Here is an 18,726-nt window from a genome sequence, read left to right on the forward strand (position 1 = left end):
CTGGCTGTTAGTTGCGTTGCGCCGACTACGCGGAAGGCTTCATCACGTTGCGCGTGCCGTCGAAATGCCGGCGCACGCGCAGACCGTTCGCCACGACGAGCAGGCTCGCGCCCACGTCGGCGAATACGGCCATCCAGAGCGTGGCCTCGCCCGCCATCGCGAGCACAAGAAACACGGCCTTGATGCCGAGCGCAAGCGCGATGTTCTGCTTGAGCACACCCGCGGTCTTGCGCGAGAGGCCAATGAACGCGGCGATCTTGCGAGGATCGTCGTCCATGATCGCAACGTCGGCGGTTTCGAGCGCGGTCGCGGTGCCCGCCGCGCCCATCGCGAAGCCGATGTCGGCGCGCGCGAGCGCGGGCGCGTCGTTCACGCCGTCGCCGACCATTGCCGCCATGCCGTACTGCTTCGAGAGCGCGGCGATCGCGTCCTGCTTGTCCTGCGGCAGCAGATTGCCGCGCGCGTCGTCGATGCCGAGTTGATCGGCGATCGCACGCGCGGTCGACGCGTTGTCGCCGGTCAGCATGATGGGCGTCACGCCGAGCGCGCGCAAGGCCCGCACGGCCGGTGCGCTTTCCGTACGCAGCGCGTCGGCCACGGCGAACACGGCGACGGCCTCCTGCGGCGCGCACAGCACGATCGCGGTCTTGCCGGCCCGTTCCAGCGCTGCCAGTTGCGCTTCGAGTTCGGACGAGCACAAACCGAGCTCCTCCACGAGACGATGATTGCCGAGGCTCCAGAGCGTGCCGTCGATGCGCCCTTGCACGCCGCGACCGTTTAGCACCGCGAACTGATCGACAGCGAGCAGGCGCGCATCCGGCTGACGCTCCCGCCAGCCTTCGACCACCGCACGGGCGACGGGATGCGTGCTTGCATCGTCCAGACTCGCGGCGATGCGCAGTGCTTCTTGCGTCGAAAGCGGCGCTTCACTGGACTCCCCTGCGGTGGCCAGCGCCCGAACCGGTGCCGCGAGCGCATCGGTCAGGACAGGCTCGCCGCGCGTGAGTGTGCCGGTCTTGTCGAGCGCGACGGCCTTGAGCAGCCGGCCGCGTTCGAGCCACACGCCGCCCTTCACGAGCATGCCGTGGCGCGCGGCGGCGGCGAGGCCGCTCACGACCGTCACCGGCGTCGAGACGACGAGCGCGCACGGGCAGGCGATCACGAGCAGCACAAGCGCCTTGTAGAGCCACGCACTCCAAGCGCCGCCGAACACGAGTGGCCCAGCAAGCGCCAACACCACGGCGAGCACGACCACGGCCGGCGTGTAATAGCGCGCGAACTGGTCGACGAAGCGCTGCGTGGGCGCGCGTTGCGCCTGCGCCTCCTGCACTGCCGCGGCGATGCGCGCGAGCGTGCTGTCCTTCGCGGCCGCGGTGACGTGCGCCTCGACGACGCCATCGACTACGATGCTGCCCGCGTAAAGCCCCGCGCCGGTCTCCTTGTCGACAGGCAGGCTTTCGCCCGTGATCGGCGCCTGATCGAGCGCGGCCCGGCCGGCAATCACGCGCGCGTCGAGTGGCACGCGCTGACCGGTACGCACGCGAATACGGCTGCCGACAGCCACGTCGCCCACCGCGTACTCGCGCCATTCGCCTTGCTCGGGTGCGCCATCGGCGGCTTGCCAGACCTCGGCAATTTCCGGCGCGAGCGCGGTGAGCGCGCGGATGGCCTGACGGGCGCGTTCGAGCGAAAGCGCCTCGATTTCCTCCGCGAGGGCGAACAGGAAGACCACCATCGCCGCTTCAGGCCATTTGCCGATCGCAATGGCGCCGATCAACGCAAGCGACATCAGGAAGTAGATGTTGATCGTGAAATTGCGCAGTGCGATCCAGCCCTTGCGCAGCGTCGGCAAACCCGCGCAGACAATCGAGATGACTGCGCAAGCGAGTACAAGCAGGCTGGTTTCCCGGCCGGTGCTCCAGGCGAGCACCTCCGCGCCTGCGGCTGCCACGCCGCTCACCGCCAGCAACAGCTTCTGGCGCAGTGCGAGGCCAACAGGCGCAGGCGGAGCGGCTTGCGCGGACGCGCTATCGTCTAGCTCACGCGGCGCCATGTCGAGTGCGCGCAGCGCGGCGACGACAGGCTGCGTATCGTCGAGCTGATGATGCACGGTCAGTTCGCGCGCAAGCAGGTCGAAGTCGAGGCGCACGACGCCCGGCATGGGCTCGAGCCGGTTGCGGATCAGGCGCTCCTCAGTTGGGCAATCCATGTTTTCGATGCGCCAGCGCGCGCGGCGCGTGCCTTCGGGCGCCGGGGACGAGTTGCGCTGACGTTGGGGCGGCGTGCTGTGCGCCGCGCCGCCGTGACAGCAGCTGTGAGCGTGCGCGTGGCCATTCGGCCCGGCTTGTCTATGGTCGTGACCGTGGTTATGGCCGTGACCATGGTCATGCTCGTGAGCGTGGGCATGATCATGGTCGTGCCCTTGATCCAGGCCATGGTCATGCTCGTGGCGGCCGCATGCGCCACCCACGTCGCCAGACCCATGAGCGCCGCCCACCGTCCGTTCCTCATCACGCGCGCGCAGGCGCTGCGCAATGCCGAGCCGCGACACGTAGCTCTGGTTCATAGCCGGTTTCTCCCAAAAGTGACACAATCATTGAACAGCCTGTAGCCACTACAGGGTCAAGTCATTTGGGAGAGCCGCGACTATGCGAATTGGTGAACTGGCGCGCTGCGCGCACTGCGATGTCGAAACGGTGCGCTTTTATGAGCGCGAAGGCCTGCTGGACGAGCCCGCGCGCGAAACCAACGGATACCGCTGCTACACGGCCGTACACGCCGCGCAACTCAACTTCATCCGCCATTGCCGGTCGCTGGGCATCGGGCTCGCGGACATCCGCATGCTGCGCCGCTTCCAGGCCGACCCGAGCCAGCCCTGCGACGAAGTCAACGAATTAATCGACAGCCAGATCGAGCGCATTCATCAGCAGATCGAATCGATGCGCGTACTCGAGCAGCAATTACGCACGCTGCGCGAGAGCTGCCACGCCCACCAGAGCAGCAGCGCGGAGTGCGGGATCATGAAGAGCCTCGAACAGCCCATCGACGACGAAAGCTGCTCATGCCACGGCGACGGGCAAGCTGCACACGACGCGCCGCCTGCAGACGGCGCGCCTTCCCCTCACCGCCACTAGAAACTCAACGCGCGGCAGCGATCACTTCGGCCACGGTGGCCGTGAGCTTTTTCGCATAGGGAACATGCAGGAACTCGTTCGGTCCGTGCGCGTTGGACTTCGGGCCGAGCACGCCGCACACCATGAACTGCGACTTGGGAAAACCTGCCTGCAGCACGTTCATGAGCGGAATCGTGCCGCCCTGCCCGAGATAAGCGCAGTCCGCGCCGAAATGCGTGCGCGAGGCGGCGTTGAGCGCTTCGGTGAGCCACGGAGCGAGTTCCGGCGCGCTCCAGCCGTTGGCCGCGCCCGCGTCCGGCTTGAAGGTGACCTTTGCGTTATACGGCGGATCGAGTTCGAGCAGCGCCTTCAGTTCGGCTACGGCCTTCGAAGCCTCGACTAGCGGCGGCAAACGCAGCGAGAGCTTGAACGCCGTGCGCGGCCGCAGCACGTTGCCGGCGTCGGCGAGTGCGGGCAGGCCTGCCGCGCCCGTGACCGAAAGCGAGGGCCGCCATGTGGAATCGAGCAGCGCCTGCTGCGGGTCAGTGGTGGTGGGCAGCACGCGCCGGCCGTCCAGGCCGCATGCCCAAGGCATACTCTTCCAGACGTTTTCGCCAAGGATCTTCGCCGTGGCCTCGGCTTCGCTCAAGCGCTGCGAGGGAATCGCGCAATGGAAACCCTTGGGCAGCAGCGTGCCGCTCGCGGCGTCTTCGAGACGCTCGAAGAGCTGCCGCATCACCCGGAAGCTGGACGGCGCAATGCCTCCGTATGAGCCCGAGTGAATGCCCTCCTCGAGCACTTCGACTTCGAGGTCGCCCGCCACGAGCCCGCGCAGCGACGTGGTAAGCCATAGCTGATCGTAATTGCCCGCGCCCGAATCGAGACAAACGACGAGACCGACATTGCCGAGCCGCTCGCGCAGCGCATCGACATAAGGCAGCAGGTCGTAGCTGCCCGACTCCTCGCAGGTTTCGATGAGACCCACGCAGCGCGGACGCTCGATGCCTTGGGCGTCGAGCGCCGCGAGCGCCGTGACGCTCGCGTAGATCGCGTAGCCGTCGTCAGCGCCGCCGCGACCGTAGAGGCGGCCGTCTTCAAGCTTCGGCGTCCAGGGGCCGAGGTCGTTGCGCCAGCCAGCGAATTCCGGCTGCTTGTCGAGGTGGCCGTAGAGCACGACCGTCTCGCTGCTTCCCGAGCGCGTGGCGGGCGCCTCGAAGAAAATCACCGGCGTGCGATTGGGCAGGCGCACGATCTCCAGCGTCAGGCCGCGCACCGGCTGCTGTTCCGCCCACTTCGCAGCCTCTTGCACGACGCGCTCGAGATAGCCGTGCTGCGCCCACTGCGGGTCGAATGCCGGACTCTTGGCGGGCACCGCGATGTAGTCGGTCAACGCGGGCACGATCTCGTCATGCCATTTACGTTCGACGAAGACGCGCAATTCGTCGTGGTCGAGTTGGCGGGCGGCCTCGGACGGGTCGGAGATCATGGTGTGGGTTCCCAGCGATGAAAAACTCGATGATAGACCCGAACCCCGGCCCGCCGACACCCCTCGCGCCCAGTGTTGACCGTTCGGCCAAGGCATGGCGTGCGCTCAGGGCCAATCCGCGCGACAATGATGAATCGGGCATATTCCGCCCTTTTTTCTGGAGAATGAAAATATGGTGAGCCGTTCCGTCTTCGAGATCGTCGTTCTCGCAGCGGTGGTCGCGCTCTACTTTCTCCCGGCGCTGATCGCCGACAGGCGTCAGCGTCACGACCTGCTGGTCATCGCGGTGTTCAATGCCGTGCTCGGCTGGACGCTGCTCGGATGGCTGCTGGCGTTCTTCTGGGCGCTTCAACCGAATCCGCCGAAGGATCTCGGCGGCCAGACCAAAGTCCGCAGCCGCCGGCTCGGCATGCTGCTCTTCTCGCGCCGTCTCGACGATCGGGTCCAGGCGCGCGAAACGCGCACCTCCGAGAGCAAGCGTTCCCCGCATTGAGGCCGTCCCGGCTTGTCCATTTGGCCAACGTTGCAGGCCATGGCGCACACGCGCCTCCGTCGCATGAAATAATGAGCCGGAATCGAGCTGCGGTGGCCGCCCCGTTTTGATCGCGCAATATGAGGCTGAAGTACACAGGCCTGTGCCACCGCTCAAGTCACCCTGACACCGATCAGCAACCCTCAACACGGAGCCCCCGTCATGCCACACGCCGCCCCGCTGCTCGCCTTTGCCGCCGTCGCGCTCGGCATGGCGCTCACGCCCGGACCCAACATGATCTATCTGATCTCGCGCTCGATCTGCCAGGGTCGCAAGGCTGGCCTGATTTCCCTGGGCGGGGTCGCGCTCGGCTTCGTGTTCTACATGCTCTGCGCCGCCTTCGGCATTACCGCGTTGCTCATGGCCGTGCCGTTCGCCTACGACGCGCTGCGCCTGGGCGGCGCGCTCTACCTGTTCTGGCTCGCATGGCAGGCGCTCAAGCCCGGCGGCCGCTCGCCGTTCCAGGTGCGCGACTTGCCCGCCGACCGCCCGCGCAAGCTCTTTCTGATGGGGTTCGTCACGAACCTGCTGAATCCGAAAATCGCCATTCTGTATTTGTCGCTGCTGCCGCAGTTCATCGACCCGCATCACGGCAGCGTGCTCACGCAGTCCATCGTGCTCGGCAGCGTGCAGATCGCGCTTTCGATCAGCGTGAATGCAGCCGTTGCGATGACGGCAGGGACGATTGCAACGTTTCTCGGCGACCGGCCAGGCTGGCTCAAGCTTCAGCGCTGGCTCATGGGTACGGTGCTGGCTGGACTCGCCGTGCGTATCGCAGCCGAAGGCCAGCGATAAAGCAAACGGCCGGGCGCATTTGGCCCGGCCGCGACTTCGTCCGTTTTGGCACGCCTGCGGCGCGTGTGCGCGTCCGCAGATCTGCCTCGGTCTGCGCTTCAGATCCCGCCGATGGCCCTCCCGCCAGCCGGGCTGCGCATCTTGACGAATGCCGCGGGGATCGAGCGGGGTTCGATCTGCACCATGTCTTGAGCGAACATATCCTGGCGCAGTTCGCCGTGCTCGTCGAACCACTGGCAGATCAGCCAGTGACCGCTGGCAAAGCCAACCGGGCCCGCATACATGACGGTCATGCGCGGACCGCCCGACTTCAGGGTGACAACGTCGCCAATTCCGGCCATGGCAGCGAGCGGCTTTTCGGCTACGTCGATGGTCGTATCAAGCATGATGTTCCCCGTTAAAAAAGTCGCACAGAGAAAAAACCCGGGCGGGTTAGCACCCCCGGCTCCCTACCGCCCTTTCGATAATGAGAATGGGGCGGTCATTAATAAGTTTCGCAAGACTAACAACTCGAATTAATGCGCGCAAGTGATTTCCATTAAACCTGCCGAAAACCCTGTTATTCGACGCACGGCGAAACCACCGTTTATTCCCGCCCCGCACAATTTACGCAGAAGCCGTACACGGCTGGCAAAAGCTACCGGACACGGTGCCTCCACGAAACAGTCATATTATTTCGAATCCACAGCCAGAAAATACCGCATCGCAACGGCAATAAACATGGCACGGAGCGACCGCATTAACGTTTACGTCCGGGCCCAGCCAGAGCGAGTGGAAACGTTTTCCGCACCAATAAACCGCCCGTTCGATTAATTCGCTCGCGCCGCACTCGAACTGTTCGTCTGCGCGCAAATCCTCATGTTTTACTGGAGGGCTTCAAAATATATGCGGTTGAAATACGGCTGTCACTTAAATCGAATTGCACTGCGGTGCAAAAAAACCCCATCCGCCAAAACCGGATGGGGCGCGCGTGTGCAGGGCGCGGTCAGGCCGCGCTTATTCAGCAAACGGTAGTGTCGTCTGGCCTTCGGCGCGCATGCCGAAGACGTTGAGCGTCACCGCGACAAGCGCGTAGTAGCCAAGCAGTCCGACCAGATTGATCGTGGTTTTGTGGCCAAAGCGCTCGATGGCACGCGCGTAGGTCGCGTCGGAAACACGCTTCGTGTCGTACAGCTCGGTCGTGAATGCGTAGATCAGCGCGTCGTCGGGCTCTTCGAACTGCGGCGTGGCGCCCGTACGGATTTGCTCAGCCAGCGCCTCGGGTACGCCCGCCTTCAGCGCGATGGGATAGTGGATGTACCACTCGGCCTGCGCCTGCCAGCGTGTAGCCGTGACGAGAATCGCCAGTTCGGAGAGGCGCAGCGACAGGCCCGTCTGGTAGCGGCAGAACGCGCCAAGGCGCTGCGCATGCTGCGCCAGTTCCGGGCTGTGGATCCAGCCGAGGAACGGGCCGTTGAGGTTGCCGCGCGGACCGGAAAGAATCTCGTCCAGCACCGCCTTCTGCTCCGGCGAAGCCTGGGCAGCGTCGAATGCGGGAAGCCGCGAGGTCGGGTTTTGCGTCATCGATGGACTCCGTTGGAGGTCATAGCCGGTCGCGCGCGACCGTTCGCGGTCGCCGCGATTGCGGTCGCCGCGATTGCGGTCGCCGCAAGCGGCGGACAGTTAGTTGCACATCATTCCCACACGGCGAAGCTTACGCCGGACGCGCCACACCCGTTGCGTCGAGCGCACCGTCGACTGCGGCGGCAAGGCGCTCGACGATCGTGTCGATGTTCTGCTCCGTGCAGATGAAAGGCGGCGCGAGCAGCACATGATCGCCGTTGCGGCCGTCCGCGGTGCCGCCCATCGGATAGACCATCAGGCCGCGTCCGAACGCTTCGCGCTTGATCGCCGCGTGCAGCTTGAGTGCCGGGTCGAAGGTCGCCTTCGTGGCGCGGTCCTTCACTAGCTCGACGCCCACGAAAAGGCCGCGGCCGCGCACATCGCCGACGTACGGATGGTCCGCATAACGCTCGCGCAGACGCGCGCGCAGTTGTTCGCCGCGGGCGAGCACGTTGTCGAGCAGCTTCTCTTCGGCGATCACGCGCTGCACTTCGAGCGCCGCCGCGCACGCCGTGGCGTGGCCGATATAGGTGTGGCCGTGCTGGAAGTAGCCGCTGCCGCCCACGATCGTCTCGTAGATGCGCTGGCTCACGAGCGTCGCGCCGATCGGCTGGTAGCCTGCGCCCAGGCCCTTCGCAATCGTCAGCAGGTCCGGCGAAACGCCGTCCTCCTCGCAGGCGAACAGATAGCCGGTGCGGCCCATGCCCGACATGATCTCGTCGAGTATCAGCAGCACGCCGTAGCGGTCGCACACCGCGCGGATCTTGCGGAAGTACTCGCGCACGGGCGGCACCGCGCCGGCCGTTGCGCCCACCACGGTCTCCGCGACGAAAGCCGCGACCGTCTGCGGGCCGAGTTCGAGAATCTTCTGCTCGAGTTCGTCGGCAAGGCGCTGCGCGTAGGCCTCGTCGGTTTCGCCCTCGTTGCGCTCGCGGTACGCGTAGCACGGGCTCACGTGATGCGATTCGATCAGGATCGGCAGGAACGGCTCGCGGCGCCATGCATTGCCGCCTATCGCGAGCGCGCCGAGCGTGTTGCCGTGATAGCTCTGGCGGCGCGCGATGAAGTGGCGGCGCGCAAGCTCGCCCTTTTCCACGAAGTACTGGCGCGCGAGCTTGAGCGCGGCCTCGATCGCCTCCGAACCGCCCGACACGAAGTACACGTGGTCGAGCCCCTCGGGCGCGGCGGCGATGAGGTGATCGGCCAGTTGCTCCGAGGCCTGGGTCGTGAAGAACGAGGTGTGCGCGTACGGCAGTTGTTGCGCCTGACGCTGGATTGCGTCGATCACGCGCTGGTTGCTGTGGCCGAGGCATGAGACAGCGGCGCCGCCGCTTGCGTCGATGTAGCGCTTGCCGGTGGAATCGATGATTTCGATGCCTTCGCCCGCCACCGCGACGGGCAAGGTTTGCTTCGGCATCCGGTGAAACACCTTGGTCATATGTGTCCTCGATGAAGTCCGCGAATATTAACGGGTCGCGCCGTTTGCATGGCGCGCGTTCGAATCGATAAAGAGGCCGAGTACGCGCTCGCCTCCCTGCCAGACGTCGAACGCCACGCCGCGCGGCTCGACGCGCATGCAGGCGGTCGCGAGCGTGTTCTCGTCGTCGGGGTCGTGCGGGTCGTCGCGGAAGATCGGCAAGCCAGCGCCCGCGCGATCCTGCAGCACCTGCACGAAGGCCTCGCCGTTGGGCTGCGCGCCAAGCGCAGGCAACAGTTCGGCGAGACGGATCTGACGATCGCGCGACGAATCGGTGACGATCTGCGCCTCACGCTCGCAGCCCGGGTGAATGAGGTGATTCGCGTGTCCCGATGGCGTGCTCACTTCGCGCGCCGAAGAGCGCTGCGCGGTCGCTTCGACGCTATACACACGCACCTCGCCCGCCTCGTCGGTCCCGCCGATCGTGTGGTGGAAACCGCTCGCGCGCGGCGTGTCGCGCAGCAGCGCGAGGGCTTCTCCCAGCGTCGCGCAATCGAGCACGGCGCGCGCGAGAATCATGCGCGGCACACCCACCCGCGGCTCGCGAATGCGTACGTTGTTGATCGCGTGCGCAAGTCCCGCGCGCGTGGCCGCGAAGGTATGCCCCGGCAGCGAGCCCGGGTAATAGAAACTCGCGAAACCGGGCTTCCCTTCAGGTTCGACCTCGACCACACTGCATCGGCCGTGCAGCCAGGGGTCGCCGTCTTCGTTGTGCGCAATGAGGCCTGCGCCCGGCGTGCGTGCTGCAAGCGTCGTGCAGCCGTCCGGCGCATTGTGGATCAGCTCGCCGCGGCAATTCCAGAGGAACAGGTCGTCTGCGGACCAGTCGAGCGCCTGCGCCATTGCGTCGATTTCCGCGACATAGGCCGGGAAATGGTGTGCGGCTGCGGCGCGCAACTGCCGCGCGAACGCACTGCCGCGCCAGCGGTTCACCGCCTGCCAGGCGCTGCTTTGCGCCATGTAGTCGGCAAAGATCGGCTTCACGTGTGCGCCGAGCTGGCGGCCGATCGCCTCGGGCGAGCCGGTTACCCGGAAGGCCGGCCCCCGGAAGGCCGGCCCCCGGAAGGCCGGCCCCCGGAAAGTCTTGAGTTCCTGCATCAGTTTTCTCGCCTCGCTACCGGTATGGGTCTTCCACTTTCTGTAGTGAGCTTTATACGTCTCAACAACATACGTTGTCAATCCAAATATAGATTGCAACAAATGAGATAGAAACGGGCGAAACAAACCCGGACGCCGTCTCACAACGGCATCCGACTGCAGGAGAACAAGCGTGAATTGGCGTGGAAATTCCGGGGAGGTGCGCTCAGGGCACGTAAGCGCCGCGTGCGTTCAAGGAACGCTCGGCCTGTTCGAGCTGCGCGATCGCGCCCGAGCCTTCGAGCGCCAGCAGATGGGCGACGAGCGACTCCGCCAACGCCGTCGCGGCCACGAGCGAAGGAAAAAACGACGGGCTTTCGTGCGTGAAGATCAGCGCCTTGTCGGCGTTCAGCGCAATGGGCGAGACGGCGCTGTCGGTAATCGCGATCAGGCGGCTGCCTTTGGCGAGCGCGGCCTCGGCCACGCGCACCGCCTCCACCGAATAAGGTGCGAAGCTGACAACAATTGTTGCGCTGTCGCGCTCGATGCCGAGCAACTGCATCTCCAGCGTGCCCGCCTCGCCGCCCAGCAAGGAAACCGAAGGCCGGAACAGGCGATATCCGTAGACGAGCCCGAACGCCACCGCATAGCACGAGCGAAAGCCCGCCACGTGCACATGCTTCGCGCGGCGCAAGACACGCGCCGCCTCGACCATCGAACGCGTGTTGTGCGCGGCGCTCGCCTCCAGATTGTGCTGTTGCGCCACGAGCAGGTCGCGTGCAAGACCGTCCTTTGCATTGCCCGCCACGAGTGAGCGAGCCCGCGAGGAAAGCGGCTCCGGCCGCGTGCGCACACGCGCGACGAACAGGTCCCGCAGCTCGTTCCAGCCCGGAAAGCCCAATTGCTGGGAAAGCCGCACCAGCGAAGCGGGTTGCACACGGGCGCGCTCGGCCACTTTGCGCATGGACGAGACGGCCACTTCGTCGGGATGGTCGAGCAGAAAGGCAGCGCCGGTCTGGAACTGCGGGCTCAAGTCGGAGAAACGCGCGCGGATCAGCGCGGCGAGCTGGTCGAAACTGTCTGGCATGCGTCGCTCGGGCAGTGGATGACAACAAATGTTACCACTCGTGTTGCCAGATGTTGCAAGTCGGGACAGATGTGGTGATTGGCAAACGAAACCTGTTCTAGAATCAGTCACTTAGCCATATTCGCTGCAAGTTTCGCAGGCGAATGTCGGCCCGCATCTGGATTGCGTTGCGCGAGCGCCGGCGCTTTGCATTGAAAGTGTTGCGCGCCAGTGGTTTCTCCCTGTACCTTGAGATCGCCTAAGCCGGTCACAAGGTACTAGCCCATGTTTAAGTCGAAACTACGCCGAGCGCTCGTTAAGGAGCGTCGAACCACGATGGATAGCCAGCGCTTCGATCGTGAAGCTTCCGCGCAGCGTCAGGCGGCTGGCCAGCCGCCTGAAGTCGAACCGAAATCGGATATACCACGCTTTGGTGAGCGCCCATCGCGCCACTGAGCGCTGACGCATTCGCGCGCTCGGATCGAACTCGGGCAGACTCGAAGTGGCGGGCGGCGACATCGGCTATTCGCCGATGACATCCGCAAGGTCGCTCGGGTTGACGTTGCGGGCTGCCGCCTCGCTGGCAACCCATTCTCCATTGATCAGATTCCTGAACTGGCTCACGGCTTCATTTCCCCCAACGCAGCACGAGCGGATCGAGGCGCCGCGCCGTGTCGATGAGGCCGCGACGAACCTCGGGATGCAGCGCAGGCCACGGATGCCGCGGCGCCTCACACGCGATCACACCGCCCTCTTTCATCAGCGCCTTCGCCGTAAGGAAGCCGGCCTGCCGGTTCTCGTAATTGATGAGCGGCAGCCAGCGCTGGTACTGCGCGAACGCGGCGTCTTGATCGCCTTTGCGATATGCCTCGATGACCGGGCGAATGCCGTCGGCGAAACCGCCACCCGTCATCGAGCCGGTGGCGCCCGCGTCAAGGTCCGGCAGCAGCGTGATACCTTCTTCACCGTCCCATGGCCCTTCGATCGCTTCGCCGCCAAGACGGATCAATTCCCGCAACCTCGACGCGGCACCGGCGGTTTCGATCTTGAAGTACGCGACGTGCTCGATCTCCTTCGCCATGCGTGCAAGGAACGGCGTGGAAAGCGGTGTGCCGGCCGCCGGGGCGTCCTGAATCATGATGGGAATGCCAACCGAGTCGGAAATCCGTTCGAAGAATGCTTGAATCTGCGCTTCGGGAAAGCGGAACGTCGCGCCGTGGTACGGCGGCATCACCATGAGCAACGACGCGCCCATTGCCTGCGCGCGGCGACTGCGTTCGACACACACCATCGTGCTTGTGTGCGTGGTGGTGACAATGACCGGCACCCGGCCGGTGACGTGCTCGAGCACCGCACGCGTGAGCACCTCGCGCTCTTCGTCCGAGATCAGAAACTGCTCGGAGAAGTTCGCGAGAATGCACAGCCCGTCCACACCCGACTCGATCATGAAGTCGACGCAACGCTTCTGGCTTGCGAGATCGAGCGTGCCGTCCTCGTGGAACGTGGTCGGGACGACCGGGAAAATGCCGCGATAGCGGGGGTTCGAAAAGCCTGGCATACGCACCCTTACTCGATGATCTCGAACTGGTCGAGGAATTCAGTCTTGAGCGTGAGGCCGAGGCCCGGCACGTCGTCGCGCAGTTGCAGGAAGCCGTTGTCGGCAACGGGCTCGCCGTCGAAGATGTAATAGAACAGCTCGTTGCCAACCTCGACGCCGAACATCGGGAAATATTCGCTCATCGGCGAAGCGACCGAGCTCATCGTTAGGTGGTAGTTGTGCATCTGGCCCGCGTGCGGCACCACGGGAACCGAATACGACTCGCACAGCGCATTGATCTTGTGCGCAGCAGTGATGCCGCCCACGCGATTCGTGTCGTACTGGACGACACTCACTGCACGCTGTTCGAGCAGTTGCTTGAAGCCGTAGAGCGTGAATTCGTGCTCGCCGCCCGAAATGGGAATGCTCCACGCCGCGTTCAGTTCTGCATAGCCGTTGATATCGTCGGCGATGACCGGCTCTTCGAGCCAGCGCGGTTCGAACTTCTCGAGCTTCGGCAACATGCGCTTCGCGTACTCGAGATTCCAGCCCATGTAGCATTCGAGCATCAGGTCGTTGTCGTAGCCGATCACTTCGCGGATCGCCTCGACCGACTTGAGGTTTTCCTTCACACCGTGTTGCAGGTGAGCCGGCCCGTAGCCGAAGCGCATCTTGAAGGCGGTAAAGCCCTGGTCGAGATACTTCTGCGCCTCGTTCTGCATTTCCTTGAGGTCGGTGCGATAGAGCTTGCTGTAGTAGCAGGGAATCTTTTCCTTGGTGCGTCCGCCCAGCAGCTTGAAGACAGGCTTACCCACCGACTTGCCGAGAATGTCCCAGATGGCAAGATCGACCGCCGAGATGGCGGCCATGCCCACGCCCTTGCGGCCCCATGCGTGGGTGCTGCGATACATGCGCTGCCACAGGTACTCGTAATCCCACGGATCCTGGCCGATCACGAGCGGCGCAAGGTACTGATCGATGATCGCCTTGGCGATGGCCGGGGCGAGCGCCACGTTGCCGAGACCGACGATGCCGTCATCGGTTTCGATTTCGACCACGGTCCACGAATGAAAGCGGAACGTGCTCATGGTCTCCTGCGGCGCATATAGCAGGTCCATGGCGTTGGAGCAAAAGTTGCGTTGCGGCGGCACGGTCTTGCCCTTCCATTGAAAGAGGCGGGCACGTACTGATTTGATCTTCATAAGCGTTCTCAGGAGTACTTCGGTTGAGAAATGGGATCGTCGTCGTCATTGACAGCTACGGCGACTGTTGAGTGATGCGCAGCCGGTGCCTGGCGGCTAGTTGCGCCGCGCCGCATCCATGCGGCATGCAATCCGCAGGGCCTGGCAGGTGGCCTCGTCGTCGGCGCGCCCCTGGCAGGGCGCGCCCTTCTTTCAGGTGGTCGCCGATCGCACCTGCGGCTGCGCCGTGTGCGACGCGCGACGCATCAACATCAGCATCACGGCGCCCGCGAAGGCGACGCACGCGAGGCTCAGCATGCCGGCGCGCGGGTCGACGAACGCCTGCTCGGTCCAGGTCTTGAGGTTCGGTGCGACGAAGCCGCCGACATTGCCGAGGGAGTTGATGAGCGCGATGCCGCCCGCCGCGGCCACGCCGCCCAGGTAGTTGGTAGGCAAAGTCCAGTACAGCGGCTGCACGGAAACGAAACCGCTCGCTGCGAAACAGAAGGCGACGATGACGGGCACGAGGCTCGACGAGAGCGCGGAAGCCGCAATACCGCAACCGGCGCAGACGAGCATGAGCGCGGCCAGCCCGCGGTGCGCGCCGGTGCGGTCGGCAAGACGCGTGACCCACCAGGTCACGCCGAGTGCGCAAAGCCAGGGAATGGTGGTGAGCAACCCCACGGCGAGGTCAACCTTGCCGCCAGAGAGTTCGGCAATACGCGTGGGCAGATAGAACACGACGCCGTACACGCTCATCTGCACGGTGAAATATACGAGGCAAAACGCGGCGAGCCGAGGGCTGCGGAACATGTCGCGCAGCGTCGCCGGGCCGTGGCTTAGCTTGGCCGCGTCCTCCTGCGACAACGCGTCGGTTAGTGCGCGGCGCTCGTCGTCCGCAAGCCAGTCGGCCTTGTCGGGACCGTCGTTCAGATAGAAGAACGCGATCACGCCCACGATCGAAGCCAGCAGCCCTTCCACCACGAACATCCACTGCCACGGCTTCAGGCCGAACGGCGCCTGCAACTGAAGCAAAAAGCCGGACAGCGGGCCGCCCAGCACCAGCGCAAGCGGCAAGCCGAAGTAGAAGACCCCCATGGCCTGCGACCGAACGTGCTTCGGAAACCAGTAAGTGAGGTAAAGGATCACGCCGGGGAAGAAGCCGGCCTCGGCGGCGCCGAGCAGCACGCGCAGCGCGTAGAAGGTGGTAGCGTCGTGCGCGAAGGCCATGCCCGCCGAAACGATGCCCCACGTCACCATGATGCGGGACATCCACAGTCGCGCGCCGAAGCGGTGCAGCGCCAGATTGCTCGGCACCTCGAAGATCGCGTAGCTGATGAAAAAGATGCCGGCTCCAAACGCGAATGCGGCGTTTGACAACCCCGTATCGGTCTGCAGTGTCGCCTTGGCGAAGCCCACGTTGGCGCGATCAATAAAGGCAATCACGTACATCAGCACGAGGAACGGCAGCAAGCGCAAAAGGCACTTGCGGATGGCGGCATTGCACGCAGGGCTGGCGACGGGGCTCAAAAGCATGTGGACTGTCTCCGGATACGCGTCGCGGCGCGGGCTCGTGCCCGGTGGCGACGTCTACGTTTTGGCTCGAAACTGGCGCAGGGGCCTGATTGGGGGAAAATATATGAGGGGGAGGCGATAAAATCCATTGACGTTTTTCTATGTCGTGATAACAATTATTGATATACCCTGCCGCGGGACGCCATCCGGCTGTCCGGCTGTGTCTCCTTCCTCTGCGTCAGCCCCGTGCGCCTCAGCCCTTCCACGATTCCGCCAGTCACGAGCCTCCAGAGCCGCCTGAAGATGCAGCACCTGCGTCTGCTGCTCGCGATCGAGGAGCGTGGTTCGTTGCGTCAGGCGGCGGACGCGCTCTCGCTCACGCAGCCGGCAGTGACAAAAATGCTGCAGGACATGGAAGCGCTGCTGGGCGTCACGCTGTTCGACCGGCATCTGCGCGGCCTGCGGCCCACGCGCTTCGGCACGGCCGTCACGCGCTACGCCACGCTGGTTTTCTCGGACATGGCGAATCTGCGCGACGAGCTGGCGTCGCTCGAAACGGGCAAGGTAGGCAAGGTGCGCGTGGGCGCGGTCATGGCGCCCACGCCGGTGCTGATGGCGGAGGTGATCCGGCGGCTCAAGCGCGATCATCCGCGGCTGAACATGACGGTCCAGGTCGACACCAGCGACATGCTCGTGCCGCTACTCGAGCGGGATCAACTGGATCTGGTGCTGGGTCGCGTGCCCGAGGGTTGGGATTCCAGCCATCTGGCTTTCGAGCAACTGGGCGACGAGCGGCTTGCCGTGGTCGTGGGATGCGATCACCCGCTGATCGACCAGAGCGCCCCGAGCTTTGCCGAACTGGCGACTTATCCCTGGATCCTGCAGCCCCGGCCGAGCCCGATGCGGGCGTTGATCGACCGCTCCTTCGCGGACGCAGGCGTCACGCCGCCGCAGAGCACGATCGAGACGGCGGCAATTTTGATGACGACGTCACTGCTGCCCGGGAGCGACCTGATCGCCGTCGTGCCGATGGCAGTGGCGGATTTTCATGCCCGCATGGGCTTGCTGCATATCCTTCCAGTGCCGCTACCGCGCAAGCTCGGCCCCTACGGCATCGTCACGCGCGTGGGAAGGCCGCCGAGCGCGTCGACGTCGCTGCTAATCGATGTATTGCGCGCCGTGGTGGCAGAGGGTGTGCAGTAGCAGCCGATAGTGACATTCGCCGATGGTGCTGGGCGTTTTCGGGCGCCCCTCCAGCGCTAGTCCCGAGCACCTGCGGCGCGTCTGCACAGGGCGATGCCCCGGACACTTTCTATTGCGAGGCCAGGACAGATTTCGTTTGCCCCACAGAACATGCAGCGAACACGCCATAGACCAGGATTCATTGCGACGAGCATGAGTTGCTAGAATTACAATCCCTTTATGTTCAATAGGTTAGGCAGCGCCCTGGGGAAATAGGCGTTATGGTCGATTATTTTGAGCAGTAAGGATATCTTATCGAATCGACAGGACCGCATTCCAGACCGCGGGCGCATCGGAATTCTTGAGACCGAGCTTCGCTAGGTTGAACTGGCCTTTGCGAATGCGTTGCATCAACTCGATGCCAAGATCGGTCGAAAACGTTCTTTTGCGTAGCCGCCATCGCGACGAGGACGCGCTACCGTGACCCGGGCACCCGCTGCCCCGGCAGGAATCCGCCATCGAAGCCAGACAGCGCCGGAAAGCTGGTTGATTTCCCGGGCGCGGTGAGGCCGCCAGCGTTGCTCTGTGCGGTTCGCAGGCCCGGGGCCAGGAAGAGGAACTTCCACCCGTCATACGTCTGTGCTCCCTCAAAGTCCTCATATTGCCGCGGAAATCCCGCGCGCTTGATCGTGGCCTCCTCTGATCTGCTGAATACACCGTAGAAACGATCGCCCTGCAGCATGGGTACCCAGTCGTTCTTACCCGTGATCGGATCCGGATAGGCAAAGCGCAGATGATGCAAGGGCTTGGGAAACCGTCTGTCGTCGAGCAGTTCATCGACCGATGCGGGATAAGCCCGGCCGACGCGGTAGTACCGCAGAATCGCCAACCGGTACTGGTTGCCAGCGAACAGCAGTTGCTTCTCCTGCTCGCGTCGGCGTTGCAGCGACCACACGTCGAGCGCGCCCGCCAATGCGATCGACATCAGCATCAGCGCAATCAAAAGCGCCAGCAGCACGAGTCCACCCTCACGCGCGGCTCGCGGCCGCAAGCGCCGCCTCGCCCGCGCTTTCGCGCGCGAGGCGACGCGCGACGTGCGGGCCGCGCTACTCATTTGGCGCTCCCGTCCGCGCGCGGTGGCGCTCCCTGCGGACTGCTCGCCGGTGCCACGTCGTAGACACCCGGCTTGTTTTCGTCCGGCGAAGCGATCACCGCCCATTTGTCATCGCCATTAACCGGATCGACAGGTACAGCGCGCAAGTAATGCTTCGCTACCAGTTCGTCGAGCGTCTCGGGATACTGGCCGTTGTCTCCGTAGTACTGATCGATCGCATTGCGCATCACCGCGACGTTCTGCTGCCTGACCTGCTCTTTTCCGCGTTCGATGCTGTGCATATAGCGCGGCACCGCTATTGTCAGAAGCAGGCCGATAATGGCCATCACGACGACGAGTTCGATCAGCGTGAAGCCGCGTGCCTTGTGCATGCGAACAGGTTTCATGATGCATCGTCACCATTGTTTGTACGGGACGCCGTTAATGCCGACACCTTCGGATTTCGACGACACGTCGAACACATCCTTGCCAGCCTGTTCGCTGCTCATGCCCGGGTCGCCTCCCGCAGCCTGATCCGGCGGCTCTCCATAGGCCCGCACGCTCCACGTCTGCTCGGCAAGCGTGTCAGAGTCGCCGCTAAAGAAGGGATCGCGCGGCACGTGACGCAGGAACATCAGCAGTCCGCCTTTTGGATCCCTGGCGTTCTTCACGCCCGTCACGAGCACGGTCAACGTCGGCGGATAGCCGGACGCTTCTGCATCCTTGTCGATGAGACCGGTATCGCTCGCCTCCTTGTAGGCGTCGAGCGCGGTACGGATCTCGCGCAATGCGTCGCTCAACTGCTGCTCCTTCTGTCGCTGCACCATCAGTTCCGAAAACGGCATGATCGCGAGCGCGAGTATGCCCACGAGCGCGAGCGTCACCACCAGCTCGATCAACGTAAATCCACGCTGATCGAGTTGGCGTGTGGCGCGCAAGCGCATCGTGCTCTTTCCGGTAGCCACGGTTCAGTACCCACTCTCGACCGGGCGAAGCGGGTTATCGCTCGGCATCGTGCCAGGCGGCATCGTCAGCATCGGTGGCGGTGCGGCGGGCGTTGCTGGCGGGGG

Annotated in this window: 18 protein-coding genes; 4 read left to right on the forward strand and 14 right to left on the reverse strand. The window is 64.3% G+C overall.

Annotated features, from left to right (window positions below; genetic code table 11):
* Nucleotides 1–25: 25 nt before the first annotated feature.
* Nucleotides 26–2,566, reverse strand: a complete 2,541-nt coding sequence (locus tag M3I54_RS35075; RefSeq protein ID WP_254344069.1) for a heavy metal translocating P-type ATPase — start codon at nucleotides 2,564–2,566, stop codon at nucleotides 26–28.
* An 82-nt stretch (nucleotides 2,567–2,648) separates the two neighbouring features.
* On the opposite strand from M3I54_RS35075, the gene M3I54_RS35080 reads away from it, so the two are divergent.
* Nucleotides 2,649–3,134: a Cd(II)/Pb(II)-responsive transcriptional regulator gene (locus M3I54_RS35080; RefSeq protein ID WP_254344077.1), complete on the forward strand. Its 486-nt coding sequence runs from the start codon at nucleotides 2,649–2,651 to the stop codon at nucleotides 3,132–3,134.
* Between the two features lie 4 nt (nucleotides 3,135–3,138).
* Here the strand turns inward: M3I54_RS35080 and M3I54_RS35085 are convergent, their stop codons facing one another.
* The gene (locus M3I54_RS35085) at nucleotides 3,139–4,599 is read right to left on the reverse strand and encodes a M20 family metallopeptidase (protein ID WP_254344079.1); all 1,461 of its coding nucleotides are present in this window, start codon (nucleotides 4,597–4,599) and stop codon (nucleotides 3,139–3,141) included.
* Nucleotides 4,600–4,771: 172 nt separating this feature from the next.
* Here M3I54_RS35085 and M3I54_RS35090 point away from each other — a divergent pair, with 172 nt between their 5' ends.
* Together M3I54_RS35090 and M3I54_RS35095 are read left to right on the forward strand one after the other, a co-directional pair.
* Nucleotides 4,772–5,092, forward strand: coding sequence for a superinfection immunity protein (locus M3I54_RS35090; RefSeq protein ID WP_254344081.1), 321 nt, complete (start codon nucleotides 4,772–4,774; stop codon nucleotides 5,090–5,092).
* A gap of 201 nt (nucleotides 5,093–5,293) precedes the next feature.
* Nucleotides 5,294–5,926, forward strand: a complete 633-nt coding sequence (locus M3I54_RS35095) for a LysE family translocator (protein WP_254344083.1) — start codon at nucleotides 5,294–5,296, stop codon at nucleotides 5,924–5,926.
* Nucleotides 5,927–6,024: 98 nt separating this feature from the next.
* Here M3I54_RS35095 and M3I54_RS35100 read toward each other — a convergent pair whose 3' ends face one another.
* From M3I54_RS35100 to M3I54_RS35140, 9 genes are all read right to left on the reverse strand, one after another.
* Complete coding sequence (locus M3I54_RS35100; RefSeq protein WP_201699280.1) at nucleotides 6,025–6,312, reverse strand: YodC family protein; 288 nt, start codon at nucleotides 6,310–6,312, stop codon at nucleotides 6,025–6,027.
* Between the two features lie 610 nt (nucleotides 6,313–6,922).
* Nucleotides 6,923–7,489, reverse strand: a complete 567-nt coding sequence (locus tag M3I54_RS35105) for a carboxymuconolactone decarboxylase family protein (protein ID WP_254344085.1) — start codon at nucleotides 7,487–7,489, stop codon at nucleotides 6,923–6,925.
* Between the two features lie 130 nt (nucleotides 7,490–7,619).
* Nucleotides 7,620–8,966: an aspartate aminotransferase family protein gene (locus M3I54_RS35110; protein ID WP_254344087.1), complete on the reverse strand. Its 1,347-nt coding sequence runs from the start codon at nucleotides 8,964–8,966 to the stop codon at nucleotides 7,620–7,622.
* Between the two features lie 27 nt (nucleotides 8,967–8,993).
* On the reverse strand, nucleotides 8,994–10,103 hold the full coding sequence (locus M3I54_RS35115; RefSeq protein WP_254344089.1) for a C45 family peptidase: 1,110 nt from the start codon (nucleotides 10,101–10,103) through the stop codon (nucleotides 8,994–8,996).
* A 205-nt stretch (nucleotides 10,104–10,308) separates the two neighbouring features.
* Nucleotides 10,309–11,169, reverse strand: a complete 861-nt coding sequence (locus M3I54_RS35120) for a MurR/RpiR family transcriptional regulator (protein WP_069261977.1) — start codon at nucleotides 11,167–11,169, stop codon at nucleotides 10,309–10,311.
* A 279-nt stretch (nucleotides 11,170–11,448) separates the two neighbouring features.
* Nucleotides 11,449–11,667, reverse strand: coding sequence for a hypothetical protein (locus M3I54_RS35125; RefSeq protein WP_254344091.1), 219 nt, complete (start codon nucleotides 11,665–11,667; stop codon nucleotides 11,449–11,451).
* 109 nt (nucleotides 11,668–11,776) lie between these two features.
* Nucleotides 11,777–12,706, reverse strand: a complete 930-nt coding sequence (locus M3I54_RS35130) for a dihydrodipicolinate synthase family protein (RefSeq protein ID WP_254344093.1) — start codon at nucleotides 12,704–12,706, stop codon at nucleotides 11,777–11,779.
* An 8-nt stretch (nucleotides 12,707–12,714) separates the two neighbouring features.
* A complete protein-coding gene (locus tag M3I54_RS35135; protein ID WP_254344095.1) occupies nucleotides 12,715–13,887 on the reverse strand; it encodes an L-rhamnonate dehydratase in 1,173 nt (390 codons plus the stop codon).
* Nucleotides 13,888–14,079: 192 nt separating this feature from the next.
* Nucleotides 14,080–15,402: an MFS transporter gene (locus M3I54_RS35140; protein ID WP_254344097.1), complete on the reverse strand. Its 1,323-nt coding sequence runs from the start codon at nucleotides 15,400–15,402 to the stop codon at nucleotides 14,080–14,082.
* A 282-nt stretch (nucleotides 15,403–15,684) separates the two neighbouring features.
* On the opposite strand from M3I54_RS35140, the gene M3I54_RS35145 reads away from it, so the two are divergent.
* The gene (locus tag M3I54_RS35145) at nucleotides 15,685–16,584 is read left to right on the forward strand and encodes a LysR family transcriptional regulator (protein ID WP_254344105.1); all 900 of its coding nucleotides are present in this window, start codon (nucleotides 15,685–15,687) and stop codon (nucleotides 16,582–16,584) included.
* Between the two features lie 454 nt (nucleotides 16,585–17,038).
* Here the strand turns inward: M3I54_RS35145 and M3I54_RS35150 are convergent, their stop codons facing one another.
* Genes M3I54_RS35150 through M3I54_RS35160 form a run of 3 tightly spaced genes read right to left on the reverse strand, consistent with a single transcriptional unit; the run spans nucleotide 17,039 to nucleotide 18,600 of the window.
* Nucleotides 17,039–17,677, reverse strand: a complete 639-nt coding sequence (locus M3I54_RS35150; protein WP_375542265.1) for a type II secretion system protein — start codon at nucleotides 17,675–17,677, stop codon at nucleotides 17,039–17,041.
* Nucleotides 17,674–18,063 carry a type IV pilin protein gene (locus tag M3I54_RS35155; RefSeq protein WP_254344099.1) on the reverse strand — a complete coding sequence of 130 codons (390 nt, stop codon included), beginning with the start codon at nucleotides 18,061–18,063 and terminating at the stop codon, nucleotides 17,674–17,676. The genes M3I54_RS35150 and M3I54_RS35155 overlap by 4 nt, the downstream gene beginning before the upstream one ends.
* A gap of 9 nt (nucleotides 18,064–18,072) precedes the next feature.
* On the reverse strand, nucleotides 18,073–18,600 hold the full coding sequence (locus M3I54_RS35160; protein WP_254344101.1) for a type II secretion system protein: 528 nt from the start codon (nucleotides 18,598–18,600) through the stop codon (nucleotides 18,073–18,075).
* Nucleotides 18,601–18,726: the final 126 nt, after the last annotated feature.

It is taken from the genome of Paraburkholderia sp. CNPSo 3274, from assembly GCF_024206475.1.
Taxonomy (GTDB): domain Bacteria; phylum Pseudomonadota; class Gammaproteobacteria; order Burkholderiales; family Burkholderiaceae; genus Paraburkholderia.